Origin of the sequence: Mesorhizobium sp. M0571, from assembly GCF_040320985.1 — a bacterium.
Classification (GTDB): Bacteria; Pseudomonadota; Alphaproteobacteria; order Rhizobiales; family Rhizobiaceae; genus Mesorhizobium.
Genome location: NZ_JAMYQT010000003.1, coordinates 144,036 through 165,085, shown reverse-complemented (window position 1 = coordinate 165,085; position 21,050 = coordinate 144,036). Strand labels below are relative to the sequence as shown.

Annotated in this window: 18 protein-coding genes; 8 read left to right on the top strand and 10 right to left on the bottom strand. The window is 65.1% G+C overall.

Annotated elements, in window-relative coordinates:
• Positions 1-107: 107 nt before the first annotated feature.
• Positions 108-1,607: a helicase HerA domain-containing protein gene (locus tag NKI85_RS05355; RefSeq protein WP_352522765.1), complete on the top strand. Its 1,500-nt coding sequence runs from the start codon at positions 108-110 to the stop codon at positions 1,605-1,607.
• A gap of 311 nt (positions 1,608-1,918) precedes the next feature.
• On the opposite strand, the gene NKI85_RS05350 is transcribed toward NKI85_RS05355, so the two are convergent.
• Together NKI85_RS05350 and NKI85_RS05345 are read right to left on the bottom strand one after the other, a co-directional pair.
• Positions 1,919-3,013: an alkene reductase gene (locus NKI85_RS05350; protein WP_352522543.1), complete on the bottom strand. Its 1,095-nt coding sequence runs from the start codon at positions 3,011-3,013 to the stop codon at positions 1,919-1,921.
• Between the two features lie 61 nt (positions 3,014-3,074).
• Positions 3,075-3,863 (bottom strand): SDR family NAD(P)-dependent oxidoreductase, encoded by a 789-nt coding sequence (locus NKI85_RS05345; protein ID WP_352776311.1) that lies wholly within the window; start codon positions 3,861-3,863, stop codon positions 3,075-3,077.
• A gap of 110 nt (positions 3,864-3,973) precedes the next feature.
• On the opposite strand from NKI85_RS05345, the gene NKI85_RS05340 reads away from it, so the two are divergent.
• Positions 3,974-4,537, top strand: a complete 564-nt coding sequence (locus NKI85_RS05340; RefSeq protein WP_352522766.1) for a TetR/AcrR family transcriptional regulator — start codon at positions 3,974-3,976, stop codon at positions 4,535-4,537.
• A gap of 286 nt (positions 4,538-4,823) precedes the next feature.
• Here the strand turns inward: NKI85_RS05340 and NKI85_RS05335 are convergent, their stop codons facing one another.
• From NKI85_RS05335 to NKI85_RS05300, 8 genes are all read right to left on the bottom strand, one after another.
• A complete protein-coding gene (locus tag NKI85_RS05335; RefSeq protein ID WP_352522545.1) occupies positions 4,824-5,810 on the bottom strand; it encodes an ABC transporter permease in 987 nt (328 codons plus the stop codon).
• Positions 5,807-6,778, bottom strand: a complete 972-nt coding sequence (locus tag NKI85_RS05330) for an ABC transporter permease (RefSeq protein WP_352522546.1) — start codon at positions 6,776-6,778, stop codon at positions 5,807-5,809. The genes NKI85_RS05335 and NKI85_RS05330 overlap by 4 nt, the downstream gene beginning before the upstream one ends.
• A complete protein-coding gene (locus NKI85_RS05325; RefSeq protein ID WP_352522767.1) occupies positions 6,775-8,313 on the bottom strand; it encodes a sugar ABC transporter ATP-binding protein in 1,539 nt (512 codons plus the stop codon). The genes NKI85_RS05330 and NKI85_RS05325 overlap by 4 nt, the downstream gene beginning before the upstream one ends.
• Positions 8,314-8,603: 290 nt before the next feature.
• Entirely contained in the window at positions 8,604-9,662 is a 1,059-nt protein-coding gene (locus NKI85_RS05320) for an ABC transporter substrate-binding protein (protein ID WP_352522547.1), read from the bottom strand.
• 48 nt (positions 9,663-9,710) lie between these two features.
• Positions 9,711-10,625 carry a sugar phosphate isomerase/epimerase family protein gene (locus NKI85_RS05315; RefSeq protein ID WP_352522548.1) on the bottom strand — a complete coding sequence of 305 codons (915 nt, stop codon included), beginning with the start codon at positions 10,623-10,625 and terminating at the stop codon, positions 9,711-9,713.
• Between the two features lie 18 nt (positions 10,626-10,643).
• On the bottom strand, positions 10,644-12,185 hold the full coding sequence (locus tag NKI85_RS05310) for a mannitol dehydrogenase family protein (RefSeq protein ID WP_352522549.1): 1,542 nt from the start codon (positions 12,183-12,185) through the stop codon (positions 10,644-10,646).
• Positions 12,182-12,964: an SDR family oxidoreductase gene (locus NKI85_RS05305; RefSeq protein WP_352776308.1), complete on the bottom strand. Its 783-nt coding sequence runs from the start codon at positions 12,962-12,964 to the stop codon at positions 12,182-12,184. The genes NKI85_RS05310 and NKI85_RS05305 overlap by 4 nt, the downstream gene beginning before the upstream one ends.
• Before the next feature lie 58 nt (positions 12,965-13,022).
• Positions 13,023-13,937 carry a MurR/RpiR family transcriptional regulator gene (locus NKI85_RS05300; protein WP_352522551.1) on the bottom strand — a complete coding sequence of 305 codons (915 nt, stop codon included), beginning with the start codon at positions 13,935-13,937 and terminating at the stop codon, positions 13,023-13,025.
• Positions 13,938-14,137: 200 nt separating this feature from the next.
• Between NKI85_RS05300 and NKI85_RS05295 the strand changes: the two genes are divergently transcribed.
• From NKI85_RS05295 to NKI85_RS05270, 6 genes are all read left to right on the top strand, one after another.
• On the top strand, positions 14,138-15,322 hold the full coding sequence (locus NKI85_RS05295; RefSeq protein WP_352522552.1) for a Gfo/Idh/MocA family protein: 1,185 nt from the start codon (positions 14,138-14,140) through the stop codon (positions 15,320-15,322).
• 49 nt (positions 15,323-15,371) lie between these two features.
• Entirely contained in the window at positions 15,372-15,971 is a 600-nt protein-coding gene (locus tag NKI85_RS05290; RefSeq protein WP_352483956.1) for an ANTAR domain-containing response regulator, read from the top strand.
• Between the two features lie 2 nt (positions 15,972-15,973).
• Positions 15,974-17,212 carry a CmpA/NrtA family ABC transporter substrate-binding protein gene (locus NKI85_RS05285; protein WP_352522553.1) on the top strand — a complete coding sequence of 413 codons (1,239 nt, stop codon included), beginning with the start codon at positions 15,974-15,976 and terminating at the stop codon, positions 17,210-17,212.
• Between the two features lie 357 nt (positions 17,213-17,569).
• On the top strand, positions 17,570-18,886 hold the full coding sequence (locus NKI85_RS05280) for a CmpA/NrtA family ABC transporter substrate-binding protein (RefSeq protein ID WP_352522554.1): 1,317 nt from the start codon (positions 17,570-17,572) through the stop codon (positions 18,884-18,886).
• A gap of 73 nt (positions 18,887-18,959) precedes the next feature.
• The gene (gene ntrB / locus NKI85_RS05275; RefSeq protein ID WP_352522555.1) at positions 18,960-19,856 is read left to right on the top strand and encodes a nitrate ABC transporter permease; all 897 of its coding nucleotides are present in this window, start codon (positions 18,960-18,962) and stop codon (positions 19,854-19,856) included.
• A gap of 10 nt (positions 19,857-19,866) precedes the next feature.
• Positions 19,867-20,664 carry an ABC transporter ATP-binding protein gene (locus NKI85_RS05270; protein WP_352522556.1) on the top strand — a complete coding sequence of 266 codons (798 nt, stop codon included), beginning with the start codon at positions 19,867-19,869 and terminating at the stop codon, positions 20,662-20,664.
• Positions 20,665-21,050: the final 386 nt, after the last annotated feature.

The following is a 21,050-nucleotide window of genomic DNA, read 5'->3' as shown; positions in this document are numbered from 1 at the left end:
CGACCGCCAGCGGCATCCAGCTGTGCGCAACACCCGAGCGGTCGGCCACGGGCGCTCGACGGGCTCTGATGCGGTTGATAAGCCCTCTCCACAAGGAGAGTCGAGACATGACCGTTGCGATCGAGATAGGCCAGACGACCGCAGGCGCCCCGGCGGCACTGGACCTCGAGGAGCTGCTGGCGACGCGCCTTTTGGTGCAGGGTAATTCGGGCTCCGGCAAATCCCATCTGCTGCGCCGGCTGCTGGAGCAGAGCGCGCCTTGGGTGCAGCAGACCATCATCGACCCCGAAGGCGACTTCGTGACGCTTGGCGACCGTTTTGGCCACCTGGTGATCGATGCCGAGGAGCATACCGAGCGCGGCCTGCAGAGCGCCGGCGAGCGGGCGCGCATCCATCGCGTCTCCACGGTGCTCAATCTCGAGGGGCTCGACGCCGAGAACCAGATGCGGCGCGCCGCCGCCTTCCTCGGCGGGCTGTTCGAAGTCGCCCGCGACCACTGGTACCCGATGCTGGTGGTGGTGGACGAGGCGCAGCTGTTCGCGCCGGCAGTCGCGGGCGAGGTTTCGGATGAGGCGCGCAAGCTCTCGCTCGGCGCCATGACAAACCTGATGTGCCGTGGCCGCAAACGCGGGCTTGCCGGCATCATCGCCACCCAGCGGCTGGCCAAGCTCGCCAAGAACGTCGCCGCCGAGGCTTCCAATTTCCTCATGGGCCGGACTTTTCTCGATATCGACATGGCGCGCGCCGCCGACCTTCTCGGCATGGAGCGGCGCCAGGCGGAGGCCTTTCGCCACCTCGAGCGCGGGCAATTCATGGCGCTCGGCCCGGCGCTGTCGCGCCGTCCGCTCGGCTTGCGCATCGGCCCGACCGATACAAGTCCGCGCAATGCGACCCCGCGCCTGATGCCGCTGCCGGAATCGGCACTGGAGGACGCGCGCGCCATCATCCTGGCGGCCCCGCCGCCCGAAACTGTCCGGCCGCAGCGCCGGTCGTCGCCGGACCTGCTCGATCAGCTGATGGCGGCGAAGTCGGCGGCGCTGGAAATCCGCCCCGAACCGGTGGAACCGCCGATCAGCGCCGAGGATCTGGCGCAGCGGCGGGAGCGCGTCGACCGGGTTCTGCGCGCCGTGATGGCGCAACCTGATGCGGGGTTCCGCGTCATCGGCGTGCTCTATCAGGAGTTCGTGGTCCGCTGCCGCATAGAGGGCCTCGCCTCGGTCGTGCCGGACCTGCCGGAGTTCCGCCGCATGCTGACGCGCGCCCGCGCCGGCCTCGGCTCCGATATGGCAGGGGATGACGCATGGCAGGATGTCTCGGTCCGCGCCTCGCTGCTGCCCGAGGACATGCAAGGTGTGTTCATGATGATCGCCCGCGCGGCCAAGGAGGGCTGGCCCTGCCCGAGCGACGCGGCGATCGCCCGCGCCTACGGCTCACACTCGCTGCGCCGCGCCCGGCGCCTGCTGACCTATATCGAGGAGCAAGGCCTCATCGTCTGCCAGCTCGACGGGGTCGGAAGGCGGACGGTGACGCTGGTGGAGCTCGCCTGGGCGACTGCGCCGGGCGACCCTAATGCCGAGGAAGCGGAGCAGGGGAGTTTGGCGGTGTGAGGGGGGGCGGTGCGCTTTGGCTCAGAGGCGCCGTCGAGCTATGTCGGCTTATGACCCATTCACGACAGTCGAAATCACGGTGAATGGGTCCGCTTGCGCCTGTAAAGCGAACGTACGACGCAAAATCGTGCTACGAATCTCGTCTGGCTGGCCCTGGGCGAACCAGAGGAACTAACGTCTATGCTATAGCCCTCCACGGCCCTCCTGAATCCCTAGGTTTGGACGCCAGTTCGAGCGGAGCGCCAGAGAGATGCCCTGAGGCGCTGCTGTCACGTGGGATGGCTGCCTCGCAGGCGCCGCCCTCCGATAGCTCATGGGCGGCTTGAGGCGGCGATCGCGGGATAGTCGGTATAGCCAGCGGAGCCGCCGCCATAGAGCGTCGCCGAGTTGAACTCCGTCAGCGGCGCGCGCGTCCTCAGCCGTTCCACAAGGTCGGGATTGGCGATGAACGGTCGGCCGAAAGCGAACAGATCCGCCTTGCCCTCGGCGAGCCGCGACGCCGCGAGTTCGAGGTCGTAGCCGTTATTGGCGATATAGGTGTTGTTGAAGCGCCGGCGGAGCGATCCGAAGTCGAACGGCGCGACATCGCGCGATCCGCCCGTGGCGCCCTCGACGACGTGGATGTAGACGATGCCCAAAGCGTCGAGTTGATCGACGATATAGTCGAACTGCGCCTGGGGGGCGCTGCTCGAGACGCCGTTGGCGGGCGAGACGGGCGAAATCCGGATGCCGGTGCGCTCGGCACCGATCTCCTCGATCACCGCAGCGGTAACCTCCAGCATCAGCCGGGCGCGGTTCTCGACCGATCCGCCATAAGCATCCGTGCGGACATTGGCACCGTCCTTGGCGAACTGGTCCAGCAGATAGCCGTTGGCGCCGTGAATCTCGACGCCGTCGAAGCCGGCCTCAATGGCGTTCGCGGCTGCTTGCCGGAAATCGTTGACGATCCCGGGAAGCTCGTCGAGCGCCAGCGCGCGGGGCTCCGAAACCTCGACAAAGCCGTTGTTCACGAACGTCTTGGTCGCGGCCCGGATTGCCGAGGGCGCCACGGGCGCGGCGCCGTTCACCTGCAGATCGACGTGCGAGACGCGGCCGACATGCCAGAGCTGCAGGAAAATCCGCCCGCCCTTGACGTGCACGGCGGTCGTGACCTTGCGCCAGCCGTCGATCTGGTCCTGGGAGTAGATGCCGGGCGTGTCCTGGTAGCCCTGCCCCTGCTGCGAGATCTGCGTGGCCTCGGAAATCAGCAGGCCTGCCGATGCGCGCTGGCCGTAGTACTCCGCGGCGAGATCGCCTGGAACGAAGCCCGGGCCGGCGCGATTGCGCGTCAGGGGCGCCATGAGGATACGATTGGAGAGGATCAGCGAGCCGAGGGTATAGGGCTGGAACAGCGTTTTGTTGGTCATGGGTCACCTTTGTCTGTCCCCGCCGCGGCGGGGTCGTTTATCGAAATGGCTTGGTTGGTGCTCAGGCGACCGTGCGGTACCGCTCGGCGGGATGTTCGTTCCGATAGTTCGGAAGCATGGCCTGGCGCGCGGCCTGAAGCGCGTCCCACTGCCCGGCATCGGGAAGCGGCGGGATGGTCACCGGTTCGCGGCGGTCGAAGCCGACCAGCGCCGCATCAACCAGATCGTCCACCTCCATGACGTTGGAGAGCGCGTTGACGTCGGCGCCGACGTGGCCCCAGATCTCGGTTCGCGTCGTGGCGGGCAGCACGGCTTGGACGTAGACGCCCTTCGGCTCAAGCTCGAGGCTGAGCCCCTGCGACAGAAACAGCACGAAGGCCTTGGTCGCGCCGTAAACCGTCATGCCGAACTCGGGCGCCAGCCCGACCACGGAACCGATGTTGACGATCGCCCCTGCACCCGCCTTCGCAAGTCGCGGGGCGATGGCGCTGGCAAGCCGCAGAAGCGCGGTCGTGTTGAGCGCAACGAGCCGGGCGACGTCATTGGTACTCTGCTCGATGAAGCTTCCGCCGATGGCTGTTCCGGCATTGTTGACGAGAATCCCGATGCGGGCGTCATCGCGCAGCCTCGTCTCTACCGTTGCAAGCTCGGCAGGCTGCGTAAGATCAGCCTGGATGATGTCGATCGCAACGCCAGTTTCCTGACGGAGCCGGGCTCCCAGTGCCTCCATTCGTGCCACGTCACGGGCAACCAGCACCAGGTCGTGTCCGCGGCGGGCGAACCGTTCGGCATAGGAAGCTCCGATGCCCGTGGAGGCGCCGGTGATGAGGACTGATGGAATGGTGGTCATGGCATTGCTCTTTTCTCTGATGGAACCTATATTCATGACGATCATCATGATTGCGGCTAAATATGATGGGCATCATGTAAATGTCAACGGGGCCGACGGAGAATTTTGAAATGAAGGTCAGTCGAGAGCAGATGGCGGAGAACCGTCACCGGATATTGGATGCGGCCAGCCGGCTGTTTCGCGAGAAGGGGTTCGACGCGGTCAGCGTGGCGGAAGTGATGAAAGCCGCCGGGCTCACCCATGGCGGTTTCTATGGTCATTTCAGTTCGAAGGACGACCTGATCGCGCAGACCCTTGCCCACGTCCTCGCCGCGGACTCAGGCGGAGGGGGCGATCTTCGCACATATGTAGGTTCCTATCTTTCGCCCCGGCATCGCGACAACTGCGCCGGCGGTTGCCCGACGGCGGGCCTTGCCGCAGCCATCCGCCATCAGACCCCTGCTGCACGCTCGGCCATGACGGAAGGCCTACGATCGCAGATCGACCGTATCGGCAAGGCCCTCCCGGAGTTGGATCCGGCAGACAGACGCCGCGCAGCGATCGGAAGCTGGGCAGCGATGGTGGGGGCAGTAATCCTCGCCCGGGCGATCGATGATCCCGTGCTTTCGGATGAAGTGCTTGAGCAGACGCGTGCCTGGGTCGATGCCGGGATCAGCCAAGTGTCTGCCAGCTAGGTGGTCTGCGGCAGGAGTGCTCTTGTCGAGAGCAATGCGGCTATCGGCGGTGGTTGGGTGGCTATCTTGCAGAATATCGCGCCGCAGCGTGCAATCAGCGGGATTCGCGGACCAAGAGGGTTTCGAACTTCTCTGTTGAGGCAATCATGCTGTCGCCCAATTTCCGCTAAACTGGCGAATGAAGCCGTTCAACGGCAGAACATCGAATGACCGCTCCTGGCGCATTCCTCACATTCGATCTGTGTCTGCTTGGGGATCAAAGCCGCCGTTCCCGCCTGCCTTCCCCCTACCTCTCCTCCACAATCCGCAGATACGCCGCCGTCACAAACAGCACGATCAGCCCGAACAGCATCCGCCGCGCACCCTCCGGCATCTGCAAAATCGTCAGCAGCGTCGTCAGCACCGTGAGGATCAGCGCCCCGATGATAGTGCCAGTATAGCCGCCGCGGCCGCCGAAGATCGAGGTTCCGCCGACGACGGCAGCGGCCACCGAAGGCAGCACCAGCGGTTCGGCGAGCGACAGCGACGGCGCCTTGATCAAGCCGATGTAAAGCAGCCCGGTGATCCCGGCGAGCACGCTCGAAATGACGTAGAGCGCGGTGATCACCTGCCAGTAGCGGACGCCGGACAGGCGCGTTGCCCGTTCGTTGTCGCCGACGGCATAGAGAAGGCGGCCAAAGCCGGTCCGGCTCAAGGTGAAGACGATCAGCGCCGCCACCGGCACGAACAGCAGCAGCGCATTGGGCACGCCATAGGTCAGGCCGGTGCCGAGCCAGGCCAGGAAGGGCGGGATCTTGGCGCCGGAGGCGATCACGGTGCGCTGATAGACCTGCAGGCAGCCGGTGCCGATCAGGCTGGTGCCGAGCGTCATGATCAGCGGGTGCACGCGAAAGACGCCGACGCCGATGCCGTTGACGAAACCGATCAGCACCGCCGGCACCAGCGCGATCAGAATAGCCACCGCCGGGTCATGATTGACGACCTGCGTCGCCATGATGAAGGCGCTCATCGTCGCCACGGTTCCGACGGAAAGATCGATGCCGCCGGTCAGCATCGTCATGGTCTGGCAGCCGGCAAGGATCGCCAGCGGTATGGCAAACTTGACGGTGTTGGCGAGCCAGCGCTCGTTGACGATGCCGGGGCGCAGGATTTGCAGAACCACGACCAGCAAAATCAACAGGATGATCAGCGGGATCAGCGGCCGGTCGCCCATGAAGCGCTTGACGCGGCGGCCGAAGGAAACTTGCGGGGTCATCGTTGCACTGCTGCTCATGATGCGCGGCTCCGCATGATGATGAAGGCTCCGAACATGACGACGGCGACCATGATGGCGCCCTCGACGATCGCGGTGACGTTGGGGTCGATTGCCATGAGCGTCAGGTCGGTGCGCACCAGGCGCAGCACGAAGACGGCAACGATCGGGCCGAGCATTCCGCCCTTGCCGCCGCCGAGGGCGACGCCGCCGAGCACCACCGCCGCGACGCTGGCGAGCAGATAGGGACCGGGGATGGGAGCGCCTATGCCGGTGCTCATGGTCAGTGCCAGCCCGCCCATGGCGGCGAAAAGCCCCGACAGGGCGTAGGCGATGATCCTGGTGCGCGCGACGGCTACGCCGCTGCGAAAAGCCGCGAGTTCGCTGCTGCCGATGGCATAGATGGACAGGCCGAGCTTCGAGCGCCTGAGCGGTATCCAGATGATGCACAGGCAAACGACAAGGAGGACCAGCGCTTTCGGTATCCAGGCAGAGATCTCAGGCAATGCCGGAATCGGGACCGTGCCGACGATGGCCGCCCGTAGCCATTCGGCGACAGCGCCGCCCGGTGCCTGGAGGACGAGCAAGGCAGCACCCTGCAGGACGAAGAGGGTGGCCAGCGTGACGACGATGTCGGGCACCCGGGTGACGACGATCAGCATTCCGTTGACGGCGCCCAGCACCAGCCCCATGGCCAGCACGAACGGCACGACGAACAGCGCATATTCCTCGCTGGCGCCGTCCATCATCGAAGCGGCGGTGACGCTGGTCAGCGCCATCATGGCGCCGACCGAAAGGTCAATGCCGCCGGCGATGACGACCACGGTCTGGGCCGCGACGGCGAAGGCGTAGGGCAACACCGCGCGCACCAGCGAGCCGAAATCGCCGCTGCCGTAGCCCGGCTGTATGAGCTTGGTGATCACGAACAGCAAGACGAACAGGGCGAGCAGGCCGGCAACCCAGCCCTGGTGGCGGATGAAGCGGATCAAGGCGTCACCGCCGGGCTAGAACGGACATCGGCGAGGATGCCGACATCCTGCTTGGCGTCGCGCGGCAGGCCATAGGCGGCGCGCATCAGCGCCGGCTCGTCGGCGAGCTCGGCTGCGAAGACATCGACGACGCGTCCGCCAAAAATGACGATGACACGGTCGCAGACGCGCTGCACTTCTTCGAGCTCGGATGTGTAGAACAGCACCGACTTGCCCTGGTCTGCGAGCTCGCGTAGCAGCTTGTAGATCTCCTGCTTGGTGCCGACATCGATGCCGCGCGTCGGATCGAAGCACAGGATGGTTCGTGCTTCGGCGGCGATCCAGCGGGCGATCGTCACCTTCTGCTGGTTGCCGCCGGACAGCCGCTGCACCTCCCGCTGGGCGCGCGTATCGATCTGCAGCCGCTCGATCGCCTTGACCACCCTGGAGCGCTCCTGCCGCATGTTGATTGGCCCCCAATTGCGCAAGGCGGCGCTGAAGGGCAGCGCGATGTTTTCGCGCACCGAGCGCTGCATCGCCAACGCCTCGGCCCGGTCGCCGGGCACATAGGCGAGGCCGGCGCCGATGGCATCCGCCGGATGCGCGAACTTGACTGGCTGCCCGTCCACTTCGATCGTCCCGCCGGAGGGGCGGATGGAGCCGGCAAGTGCTGCGAAAAGCTCGTCCTGGCCTTGGCCCTCCAGCGCGACAACGCCCGCGACCTCGCCATTCCTGAGATCGAACGACACGTCGTTGAGCTTGGTGCCGACACGAAGGTTGCGGACGCCAAGGCGCGGCCGGCTGGCTGCCGGCGAAGCGGCCTGGTTCGCCTGACGCGCCGCGACGCGGCTCTTTTCGATCCTGGCGCCGAGCATCAGCTCGACGATCTGCTCCTCGACGCCCGGCACGATATCGACGACGCCGACAGTCTCGCCGTCGCGCAGCACCGTGGCGCGGTCGCAAAGTGCCGATATCTCGACGAAGCGGTGCGAAATGAAGATCACCGAGCGGCCGCTGTCGCCTTGGCGGCGGACGACCTCGAGCACGCGTTCGGCAAGGTTAGCCGGCAAAGCAGCGGTCATCTCGTCGAGCAGCAGCACGTCGGGCTCGACGGCAAGTGCGCGCGCCAGATCGAGCACCCGCAGCACGGCAAGCGGGATGTCGCGCGCGGTGTCGCGTATGTCGAGGTCGGGAATGCCGAGCTCGCGCACCCAGGCCCGGAACGGCTCGACCGGCGTGCCGGTCAGGCGAAGGTTGGAGGCAACGTCGAGATCGGGGATGAGCGACGGCTCCTGATAGACCGGAAGCAGCCCGGTGCGGCGCGCATCGGCGGGCGAGCGCACGTCGCGCGTCTCGCCGCGGATCAGGATACGGCCGGCATCGGCGCGGATGGCGCCGGTCAGGATCTTGACCAGCGTCGACTTGCCGGCGCCATTGGCGCCCATCAGCGCGTGAACCTCGCCGGGCAGGACCGACAGCGAGGCATTGCGCAGCGCCGCCACGGCGCCGTAATTCTTCACGACGCCGGTGGCGTCCAGGAGGGGATTGGTGGTCAAACTGCGTGGTTCTCGATTCATGTGGCTCAAATCATTCCGCGCTGGCGCCGCCCCTCACCTGCCTGCCGGCTCCTCTCCCCGCATAGAGACGGGGAGAGGGGGGCTGTGATCGCCGGTTTCGCCAATCGTCACCGTCGCAGGAAGGGCGCCGAAGTTGCGGCCAGCCCCCCTTCTCCCCGTCACTATACGGGGAGAAGTGCCCGGCAGGGCGATGAGGGGCGGCGCCGACTTCGACAATTGGCCGTCTCCGCACAAGTGGGAAACGGTCATGGTCTGCAGCGAAAGCCCGATTATTCGCCCGGACCCTTGCAGGCGACGATCTGGTCCTTGCTGTAGGTGGTCCATTCCGGGATCGAGATCGAGACCGGCCATTCCGGGCTGAGCGACGGATCGGCGGCTCCCTTGAGCTTGGCCTTGCCCTCTTCGGTGGCATTTTCCCAGAGCTGCGGCTCGACCAGCACGGTCTGCTCCGCCGGCTTCTTGCCGTCGAGGATCTGCAGAGCGAGCGTCACGCCGGCGCCGCCGATCGAGCCCGGGTTAGTCACGGCTGCACCGACAAGGCCCTTGACCGAGTTCAGCTGGCCGACGAAGCCGGCATTGTCGGCACCGACCACCGGCACCAGCGGCGTCTGCGACTCGACCAGCGCATCGACGATCACATTGTCGATGCCGGAGGTCCAGATGCCGTTGAACGGCGTTCCGGTGGCGATGAAGTCGAGGATCTGCTGCTTGCCCTGGTCCTGCTGCCAGCCGGTGAAGACCTCGTGCACGACCTTCACATCCGGAAATTCGGCCAGCGCCTTCTTAAAACCCTTGTCGCGGTCGCTGTCGGCGGAGGCGCCGGCAGCGCCGCGCATATAGACGACATCGCCCTTGCCGCCCATCTGTCCGAACAGCCACTTGGCGCCGAGATAGGCGTATTGCTCCTGGTTGTTGGAGATGATGTAGGCCGACGGCTCGGTGACCGCCTGATCGACGGCGACGACGACGATGCCGGCCTTGGTGGCCTCCTCCAGGGCCGCCTTGATGCCGGCCGGATCGGCCGGGTTGACGACGATGGCGTTGACCTTGGCGCTGATCAGGTTGCGGATGTCCTCGAGCTGGCCTGCCGCGTCGGTGTTGCGATGGGCGATGTTCAGCTTGGTCACCTCGCCGGAGGCAAGCGCCTGTGCCTTGATCGCGCAGATCATCTCTTCGCGCCAACCATTGCCTTGCACGGTGTTGGAAATGCCGATCGTGTATTTGCCTTCGGCGGACGAGACGCCCACCGCGGCCATGAAAGCCGCGCCGGCAAGCACCGGAACCATTGCCAGATATTTCTTGTTACGCATGTAAGTCTTCCTCCACATTGACTTTAGGTTCAGTTCGAAAATCGTTTCTGGTCATCAGAAGGGGCGTCATTTCACAAAGGGGCGCAGCACGTCGCGGGCCAGCAGAAAGCCTCGCTTGACGTTGTCGTCGCTCCCTTCAAAGCGCCGGTCCTCATGCTCGATGATGACAGGCCCGTCATATCCGGCCCGGTAGAGCCCGGAAAAGATGATATTCCAATCGACATCGCCGAGCCCCGGCATACGCGGCACCTGCCAGCCTATGCCGGCCGAAAGGATGCCGCGCTCATAAAGGCCGTCGCGGTCGATCATCAGGTCCTTGGCATGCGCATGCAGCATATGCGGGCCGAATTCTCGGACAAAGCGCGCCTGGTCGATCATCTGCCAGACCAGATGCGACGGGTCGAAATTCATGCCGACATCGCCGCCCCAGGCCTCGAGAATGCGGCGCCAGATATAGGGCGAATAGGCGATGTTGTGCCCGCCCGGCCACTCGTCGTAGCTGAAGATCATCGGGCAGTTCTCGAAGGCCAGCTTGACGCCGTTGTCGCGCGCGTGGGCGATGATGGCGGGCCACACTTTGAGCGCCTCTTCCCAGTTGGCGTCGATGGTTTTTGAAGCATCGCCGCCGCAGAAAGTGTTGACCACCGGCACGCCCATATGGCTCGCCAGCACGATCACATTCTTCAAATGATCGATGACGGTGTTGCGGTGCCCGGCGTCGGGATGCAGCGGATTGGGGTAGTAGCCGAGGCCGGAGATCGACAGGTTCTTCTCCGCCAGTCCTGCCGCGATTTCCCTGGCCTGCGAGGCCGAAGTCGAAGCGGCGTCGATATGGCTGGTGCCGGCATAGCGCCGGGCGGCGCCCGAGAATTTCGGCCAGCAGGCGATCTCCAGCGCCTCGAAACCGGCCGAGCTTGCCCAGTCGGCAACCTCGCCGAGGGCGGTGTCCGCAAACGGTGCGGTGAGCAGTCCTAGCTTCATCCTGCCTCCCTTCTCCCACTATGCCGATTGTGCCGGCTGCTTCAACCGCGCGGACGCCGGCAATGCGCAGGCATGGCCGACAAAGCCCATCGGGTCGTTCGACAGCAGGCCGTCGAGCGCGGTGACAATGGTTGTGCGGAAATTCTCGTTCGCGGCGAGGCCGGGGTCGAAGATGGTGTCGATGGCGAGAATGCCGTCCGCTAGGGCTTTTGCATCGGCGCCGACCGCGTCGGCAATTTGAGCGACCTTATCGGCGTAAGGGTCCGATACTTCCCAGCTTCTGCCGAACCTCGCCGAGGCCTTAATCAGATAGGCCATCCAGCCGGCGACCGGAATCGACAATAGGGCGATGCTTTCACCCCGCCGCAAACGCTCGCGGATCGGGTTGAGCAGGCGCTGCACGATCTTCTGCGAGCCATCGGTGGCGATCTGGTGATTGCGATGACGGATTGCCGTATTTCTGAGCCGGCCGAGGCTCTGCTCGACATAGGCCTGTGGCGACACACCGGGCACCGGCGCCAGGGTCGGCAGCGTCTCCTCCACCAGCATGCGGCGAACGAAAGTCCCGAGCAACGGATCGGCGATGGCGTCCGACGTGTGCTCGTGGCCGGCCAGCACGCCGAGAGTAGCAAGCGTCGTCTGGGCGCCGTTGAGCACCCGCATCTTGAGATGCTCGAAGGGCGTGACGTCGTCGACGAAGCTTGCGCCGACCAGATCCCAGCGCGGCACCCTGCCGGCGAACTTTTGCTCGATCACCCATTGCCGGAACGGCTCGCCGACCACGACGGCGGCATCGCGGTAGCCGAAACGCTGCTCGACCGTCTCGATGTCGGCTTCAGACGTCGCGGGCGCGATGCGGTCGACCATGGCCGACGGGAAGGCGACGTTGGCGGCGATCCAGTCCGCCAGGCCATCGCCGCGCCGTGCTGCGATAGCCTGCACGACGTTCGCCAGGATGACGCCGTTGGTCGGGATGTTGTCGCAGGAGAGCAGCGTCACCGGCCGTCCATGCGAGGCCATGCGCAGTTCGAGCGCCCGCGCCAGAATGCCCGGCACGCTGCGCGGCGTTTGCCGATTGACGAGGTCGTGGACGATGTCCGGGTGAGCCACATCCAGCTCGCCATTGGACGGAATGTGGCAATAGCCTTTCTCGGTGACCGTCAGCGTGACCATCTCGATGCCGGCGGAGGCCAGTACGTCGAGCGCGGGGGCCGAACTTTCCTGGCTGTCGACCACCGAGACGATGCTGCCGATGACGCGCGCTTCGACCTTGTCGTCCTCGCGGATCAGGCGCGTGTACAGCCCGCCTTGCCGGCCCAGCGTCTCCGACAGGTTTGGCGGGCGGATGTTGAGACCGACCACGCCCCAGCGATCGAAACGGTGCGACAAGAGATCGTCGGTGTATTCGGCCTGATGGCAGCGATGGAAGGCGCCGACGCCGATATGCGCCATGCCTGGGGTGAGTGCTGTCCGGTCGTAGGACGGTTTTTGGACGGCGGAAGGGAGCCGGCTAAGCAGTGCCGGGCCGAGCGTCTCGTGCGATGCGGAACCAGCCTTCACCGGTTCGTCCCGACGACCCACTGCTCCTGGTCGATCAGCGCGCCGGTCATCGGCCCTGCGGCGTCGGAGAGCAGGAACACGGCAAAGTTCGCCACTTCTTCCGCCGCCAACAGCCGGCCGAAAGGCTGCGAGGCGTTGGCCGCGTCGATCCAGCCTGGACCGTGCCCCAGCGTCGCAGCCTGCATGACGCGTTCGGCCGGCGTGTCGGTCCAGCCGACATTGATGCCGTTGACACGGATGCGGTCGAAGCGGTGTGCGTTGGCGGCGTTGCGGGTCAGTGTCGCCAGCGCGCCCTTGGTGGCGGAATAGACGGCGAGTTCGGGCGAGCCGCAATGCGCGTTGATCGACAGGATGTTGACGATGGCGCCGCCCTCACCTTGCTTGCGCATCTGCGCGATTGCCGCCTGCATCAGGAAGAACGGGGCGCGGGCGTTGACCGCAAAGAGAGCCGCCCAGTCGTCGAGGCTTGCGTCGAGGAACGAGGCCCGGTCCGTCAGGCCGGCGGCATTGACCAGCGCGTCGATGCGGCCGAAACGGCTGACGCATTCTTCGACCAGTCGCGCCGGCGCCGTGGCGTCGGCCAGATCGGCGGCGATGAAGGCCGCCGGCGTGCCCATGCCGGAGAGCGACGCCGCCACTTCGTTGCCGCGCACCGGCTCGCGGCCGGTGACCAGCAGGCCGCCGGCACCGGAACGCGCCAGCGTCTCGGCGATCGCCCGGCCGATGCCTTGCGTCGCGCCGGTGACCAGCACCACCTTGCCGTCGAGCCGAATCTCCATTCCTCCTCCCGGAACAAAGTTTCTATTTTTCCGAATATGAAATGCCAATTCCCGATAGTCAATCGCCCGTGCGGCGCGCGACGACGCCGTGGACGAGCGCCATGCCGACCGCCAGCGACGCGGCAAGCGAGCGGAAGCCGGCAAAATCTGACTCAACCACCTCCAGCCAGGTGTCCGACAGCTCGACCAGCGGGCTGAACGTGCTGTCAGTGATGGTGACGATGTCCGCCTTCCGCTCATGCGCCACGGCGACAAGATCGGGGGTGATCGAGTTGTAGGGGCTGAACGACACCGCCAGCACAGCATCGCGCTCGCCGATGCAGCCGACCTGGTCCAAGGCGGTCGAGCCGACATTGTCGACCAGCACATTGCGCACGCCCTGCTGCGACAAAGTGAGCGACAGATAGGTGGTGACGGGGAAGGCCCGCTTGCTGCCGATCACATAGATCAGGTCGGCCGAAGCCAAAAGGTCGACCATCTTTTCGAAACTCTCGACGTCGAAGCCATTGTCGATGCGGCCGAGCGAGGCCTGCGAGGCGCCGACCATGCCGTTGAGAAAATGCAGATTGGCGTTGGGCTCAGCCGCTGCCCGCTCCTGCCCGTCGCGCGCCCGTCCCTCGGGCCAGGATGCTTTGACATGGTCCTTGAACAGGCCCTGGAAGTCGGAGAAGCCGGCATAGCCGAAGATCTGCGCGAAACGCACCAAGGTCGAAGGCTGCACACCGGCCTGCTCGGCGACCTGAACGATCGTGCCGAGCGCGACGTCGCTCGGATGCTGCCACAGGAAGATGGCGACCTGGCGCAGGCGCTTCGGGAAATGCACCGTGCCGGCCGAAAGCACGGCACGCAATTCCTCATAGGTCTGCGGCTTGGTGTAGCCGAGCGCGGCAAGCGAGCGGCCCTGTTTCTTCGCCATGGTCTCGTTGCGGCCGACGATCTCAGCACGACCCGGTGAGCTGCGTGCTCCGCTCATGGTACGAACGGGAAGGCGATTGCGACCATGCGCTGCTTCGTCATCCGAACCTCCTCCAGTTCAAATCGTTTTCACGCTAGCCCGCCATGATCGTTTTACAAAACGAAAATTGGAAATAATGTTCGAAAACGGTGACGGGTTCCTATGGGCCGGCGCACCCCGCAAAAAAGACCGTTTCCACGGGAGGGAGTTCTCAACTCATGGTCTACGCAATTGCCGACGGGTCGACACGCCAACGCTTGCGGGTCGGCATGGTGGGTGGCGGCCGCAACGCTTTCATCGGTGCCGTGCACCGGCTGGCCATGCGCCTCGACGACCAGATCGCGCTGGTTGCCGGCGCGCTGTCCTCGGATCCCGAAAACGCGGCCGCGTCCGCTGCCGAGATCGGCATCGCGCCTGAGCGCAGCTATGCCGACTACCGGGAGATGGCGCGCGCGGAAGGCGCCCGTCCCGACGGCATCGAAGCCGTCGTCATCGTCACGCCAAATTATCTGCACGCGCCGATCGCGACCGCCTTCCTCGACGCCGGCATCGACGTCATCTGCGACAAGCCGCTGTCGACGACGCTGGCCGACGCCGAGGCGCTGGTGAGCCTGGCGCGCGCCAAAAACCGCAAATTCATCGTCACGCTTAACAACACCGGCTACGCCATGGTCCGGCAGGCGCGCGAAATGGTGGCGGCCGGCGAACTCGGGCGGATCGTCTCCGTGCATGCCGCCTATATCCAGGACTGGCTGACCTTGCCGATCGACGCGGAAGGGCAGAAGCAGGCCGAATGGCGCACCGATCCGGCACGCGCCGGGCAGTCGGCTGTGCTCGCCGATATCGGCGTGCACGCGTTCAACCTGGCGAGCTTTATCTCGGGATGCCAGGCCGAGGAAGTTTCGGCCGATCTCTTCACCGCCGTGCCCGGACGCCGGCTCGATGACAACGCCCATGTGCTTGTTCGCTGGTCGGGCGGCGCGCGCGGCACGATCTTGGCAAGCCAAACCTCGCCCGGCCACTACAACGACCTCTGCGTCCGCATCTATGGCGACAAGGCCGGGCTCGAATGGTCCGGCACGCGGCCGGAAGAGTTGCGCTTTTCACCCTATGGCGAGGAAACGCGCACGCTGGTGCGCGGCGGCCATGGCGCATCCGCGGAAAGCCGGCGCGTGTCGCGCATGCCGGCAGCCCACCCGGAAGGCTATATCGAGGCCTTCGCCAATCTCTATTGCGACGCCGCCGACATCATTCGCGCCCACCGCTCGGGCGTCGCGATCGATCCGGCACGTGCTGCCCAAGTGCCCGACGTCATCGACGGCGCCCGCGGCGTCAAGTTCGTCGCGGCGGCCGTCGCTTCCAATTCCTCGGGCGGCGCGTGGACGCCGGCTTTGTTTCCGTGAATCTCGCCATGCCGCATTGCACAATCGCGTCGCCTGCGCAAAATGCGGCATGATCCGCAAATCCCTCACTGTCCTGGTGATCGATGAAAACCACATCCGCGCTTCCATAATCGAAGCAGGACTGCGGGAGGCTGGGCATCAGCAGGTCACGGTCATCCATGACGTCGCCGGCATAGCGCGACGGATCGCCGAGATCGAACCCGACGTGATCGTCATCGATCTCGAAAATCCCAACCGCGATATGCTCGAAAACATGTTCCAGCTCTCGCGCGTGGTGAAGCGGCCGATCGCCATGTTCGTCGACCGCTCGGACCAGGCCTCGATCGAAGCCGCGGTGGAAGCGGGAGTCTCCGCCTACGTCGTCGACGGCCTGCGTCAGGAGCGGGTCAAGCCGATCCTCGACATGGCGATCAGCCGCTTCAATGCGTTCTCGCGCATGGCGCGCGAACTGGAAGAAGCCCGCAGCGAGTTGGAGAGCCGCAAGGTGATCGATCGCGCCAAGGGCATCCTGATGAAGTCGCGCGGCCTGTCGGAGGACGCGGCCTACACGCTGCTGCGCAAGACCGCCATGAACCAGAACCGGAAGATCGGCGAAATCGCGCAGAGCCTGGTGACGGCGGCAGGCCTTCTGGATCCCGAGGAGAGTTGACGATGGCCGCTGAGCACCGGATCAATGCTGGCTTCATGCCGCTCTTCGACAGCGCTGTCCTTGTCGCAGCGAAGGAAATCGGCTTCGCCCTGCGTGAAGGCATCGACCTGACGCTCAACCGGGAAACGTCCTGGGCCAACATCCGCGACCGCATCGCCATCGGCCATTTCGATCTGGCGCATATGCTGGGACCGATGCCGATCGCCTGCAATCTGGGGCTGACGCCGCTCGCCTCCGATACGGTCGTGCCGTTCTCGCTCGGCCTCGGCGGCAACTGCGTGACGGTTTCGAACGCGGTCTGGGTGGGCATGGCCGCGCACGGCGCCCGACCCGACCTTGATCCGGCGCGGGCCGGCAAGGCCTTGGGAGCATTGATCCGCGAACGGGCGAACGCCGGCCGCGATCCGCTGCGCTTCGCCGTCGTCCATCCGCATTCCGGGCACAATTACGAACTGCGCTACTGGCTCGCGGCCTGCGGCATCGACCCGTCGCGTGAAATCGAAATCGTCATCGTGCCGCCGCCCTTTATGGCGGACGCGCTCGCCGCCGGCAGGATCGACGGCTACTGCGTCGGCGAACCCTGGAACAGCGCCTCCGTCGTCGCCGGCACCGGCCACATCGCCACGGTCAAGGCGGCCATCTGGAAGACCAGCCCGGAGAAAGTCGTCGGCGTGCGCAAGGCGTGGGCGGAAAAACAGCCGGCCGCACTTTCGGCCCTGCTACGCGCGCTTCATCACGCGGCGCGCTGGTGCCAGGATCCGGCAAACCGCGGCGAACTCGCGGCCTTGATGGCGCAGCCGGCCTTCCTCGGGCTTGCGCCGGCGCTGCAGATGCCGATCCTCAGCGGACATCTTGCGCTCGGCGGCGGCGCCGAACTGAGCGTCGGCGACTTCTTTCTGCCCTTCAACAAGGCGGCGAACTTCCCGTGGAAGAGTCATGCGCTGTGGTTCTATACGCAGATGGTGCGCTGGGGGCATGTCGCGCACACGCCGGAAAACCTCGCTATTGCCCGCGACTGCTACCGCCCCGATCTCTACCGCTCGGCGTTGAAGCCGCTTGGCGTGGCGCTTCCCGGTGCCAATGCCAAGGTCGAGGGCGCGCTGAAGGCCGCGACTCCGGTCGGTTCGGCGGGGGCAAGCCTGGTGCTCGGACCCGACGGTTTCTTCGATGGCCAGATCTTCGATCCCGACGAGATCGACGCCTACATTGCCGGCCAGAAATTGGCGCGCGCCGAAGCCTGATTATTTCCGCGCCATTCTTGTGCACTGCACAAAAAATGTGCGTGCAACTGCGCTAATGAACAATCTTTGGCTTGCTCGCCCAGCGGGCCGGCGCGCCGACGATTGTGGCATGTCATTGATCTCATTGATGTTTGTCATCCATTCAGAAACTGGCACGGTTCCTGCTTTGCAATAGGCAGACTCTTCTCGGGTCACGGAATAGGCGTCCAATGGCGGGCGCTACAGGCAAAGCTGCCGCTCAGGTCAACACGCGATCCCGGATGGACGGACGCGCGCGGCCTGGCCGGCGGCTTTTTGTTTTGACCGAACACGCAATCGACGGCGCTGATCCCAAGCAGTGCCCAACCGGAGACGACGATGACGAAACGCATTAAGAGCCATTCCGCCCAAACGGCGATCAGCCGCCGCGATTTCCTGAGGATCAGCGCTGCCACCGCGACAACGCTGGCGGCGGCGCGTGCGCTGCTGCCCTCCGGCGCCTACGCCGCGGCGGCCGCGCCGGAAGTCACCGGCGCTAAGCTCGGCTTCATTGCGCTGACCGATGCAGCACCGTTGATGATCGCCAAGGAGAAAGGCCTGTTCGAGAAATTCGGCATGCCCGATGTCGAGGTGCTCAAGCAGGCCTCGTGGGGCGCGACGCGCGACAATCTGGTGCTCGGCGGCGAGGCCAACGGCATTGACGGCGCCCATATCCTGACCCCGATGCCTTATCTGATGCACACTGGCAAGGTGACGCAAAACAAGCAGCCGCTGCCGATGGCGATCGTGGCGCGGCTCAACTACGACTGCCAGGGCATTTCCGTCGCCCAGGAATATGCCGGCACCGGCGTCGACCTCGACGCCTCCAAGTTGAAGGACGCCTTCGCTGCGAAGAAGGCCGCAGGCAAGGAGGTGAAGGCCGCCATGACCTTCCCGGGCGGCACGCACGATCTTTGGCTGCGCTACTGGCTGGCCGCCGGCGGCATCGATCCCGACAAGGACGTCTCGACCATCGTCGTGCCGCCGCCGCAGATGGTCGCCAATATGAAGGTCGGCAACATGGACGTGTTCTGTGTCGGCGAGCCGTGGAACGAGCAGCTCGTCCACCAGGGCGTCGGCTTCACCGCCGCCACCACTGGCGAGCTATGGAAGGGCCATCCGGAAAAGGCGCTCGGCCTGCGCGCCGAATTCATCGACAAGTACCCGAACGCCACCAAGGCGATCCTGATGGCCGTCATGGAAGCCCAGCAATGGTGCGAGGCCAAGGAAAACAAGGACGAGATGGCCGCCATCATCGGCAAGCGGCAGTGGATGAACGTGCCGGCAGTCGACATTATCGGCCGCCTCAAGGGCGACATCAACTACGGCAATGGCCGCGTCGCCACCGGCACCGATCTCTACATGAAGTTCTGGAAGGGCGGCGTGTCCTATCCCTTCAAGAGCCACGACAGCTGGTTCCTCGCCGAAAACATCCGCTGGGGCAAGTTCGCGCCGACCACCGACATCAAGGCGCTGGTCGCCCAGGTCAATCGCGAGGATCTGTGGCGCGAGGCGGCCAAGGATCTTGGCGTCGCTGCGGCCGATATCCCGGCCTCGTCATCGCGCGGCACCGAGACCTTCTTCGACGGCAAGGTCTTCGATCCGGAGAACCCGTCCGCCTATCTCGACAGCCTGAAGATCAAGGCGTCGGCCTGAGCCCGACATAGATGCGCGACAGGCGTTGGCAACGCCGCCGGTTGTGCACGTGCCGCCAAGGAGTTTTCGAGAAATGTCTATCCAAGCCATCGAGGACCGCAAGGTGAAGCCGTTCCCCGCGCCGGCGAAGCCCGCCGAAATCCTCGCCTTCACCGCCAAGGCGCGGCGTCGCTTCGACCCGGCCGCGATCGCCGGCAAGCTGGCCAGCACGCTGGTGCCACCGGTCATCGTTATCGCCATCATGCTCGTCATCTGGCAGGTCGCCTGTTCGTCGCCGACCGCCAGCCTGCCGCCCCCAAGCCAAGTATGGAACGAGGCCTATGACCTGATCGCGCACCCATTTTTCGACAATGGCCCGCAGGATATCGGGCTCGCCTGGCGGGTGCTGATCTCGCTGCAGCGCGTTGCCATCGGCTTCGGTCTGGCGGCAATCGTCGGGGTGGCGCTCGGCGCGCTGGTCGGCCAGTCGATCTGGGCCATGCGCGGCCTCGATCCGGTGTTCCAGATCCTGCGCACCGTGCCGCCGCTCGCCTGGCTGCCGCTGTCGCTGGCCGCGTTCCGCGATTCCAGCCCATCGGCGATCTTCGTCATCTTCATCACCTCGATCTGGCCGGTGATCATCAACACCGCCGTCGGTGTCCGCAACATCCCCGAGGATTATCGCAACGTCGCCCGCATTCTCCGGCTGAACCAGTTCGAATTTTTCGTAAAGATCATGGTGCCGGCAGCCGCGCCTTACATCTTCACCGGCTTGCGGATCGGCATCGGGCTGTCGTGGCTCGCCATCGTCGCCGCCGAAATGCTGACCGGCGGCGTCGGCATCGGCTTCTTCATATGGGACGCGTGGAACTCGTCGCGGCTGCCCGACATCATCGTCGCGCTCGCGTATATCGGCGTCACCGGCTTTTGCCTCGACCGCCTGGTCGCGGCAGTCGGCGCCTTCGTCACCCGCGGCACAACGGCAAAGTGAGGAAAGCGCCATGACGGCCTATCTGAAGCTCGACCACATCGACAAATCCTTCGCCCGTGGCGGCCATGTCAGCGACGTCCTGAAGGACATCCGGCTGACCATCGACAAGGGTGAATTCGTCTCCATCATCGGCCATTCCGGCTGCGGCAAGTCGACCTTGCTCAACCTGATCGCCGGGCTGACCAAGGTCTCGGCCGGCGCCGTCCTGCTCGAAGACAAGGAGGTCGATAGTCCCGGCTCGGAACGCGCCGTGGTCTTCCAGAATCACTCGCTGCTGCCCTGGCTCACCGTCTACGAGAACATCAACCTCGCGGTATCCAAGGTCTTCGGCGGCACAAAGAGCCGGGCCGAACGGCATGACTGGATCATGCGCAATCTCGATCTCGTGCAGATGGCGCATGCCAGGGACAAGCGCCCGGCCGAGATTTCCGGCGGCATGAAGCAGCGTGTCGGCATTGCGCGCGCGCTCGCCATGGAGCCGAAGATTCTTTTGCTCGACGAGCCGTTCGGCGCGCTCGACGCGCTGACCCGTGCGCATCTGCAGGATGCGGTGATGGACATCCATTCCAGGCTTGGCTCGACGACGATCATGATCACCCATGATGTCGATGAGGCGGTGCTGCTCTCCGACCGCATCGTCATGATGACCAACGGTCCGGCAGCGACCATCGGCGAGGTGCTTGCCGTGCCGCTCGCCCGGCCGCGCCGGCGCATCGAGCTTTCCTCCGACCGCACCTTCCTGCGTTGCCGCGAGGCGGTGCTGAAGTTCCTCTACGAACGCCACCGCTTCGTCGAAGCTGCGGAGTAAGGCCATAACCGGAAAACTCGTCATCATCGGCAATTGGCAATCTGCATCGGCAATTGGCAGTCTACCGCATTGCACAAATATTATGCTGCTGTGCAAGGCATTCTGACTAATCTTTGATCCGCTGCCGGGCTTGGTCAAAAGTCGCGCGGCTGCGGTTAACATTGATTTCATTCGATAATTCAGAGCGCTGTCGAATTGGCACGCTTCCTGCTTTTCAGAATGTAGGTCCGCAAGGGCCAAGTGACATGGCGTCCAATGGCGGGCGCCCCAGGCAAAGCTGCCGCTCAGGTCCACACGCGCTCCCGGAACCCCGGACGCGAAGACCTGGCCGGCGGCTTTTTTGTTTTGACGCAATCGACGGCGCTGGTCCCAAGCGGCGCCCAACC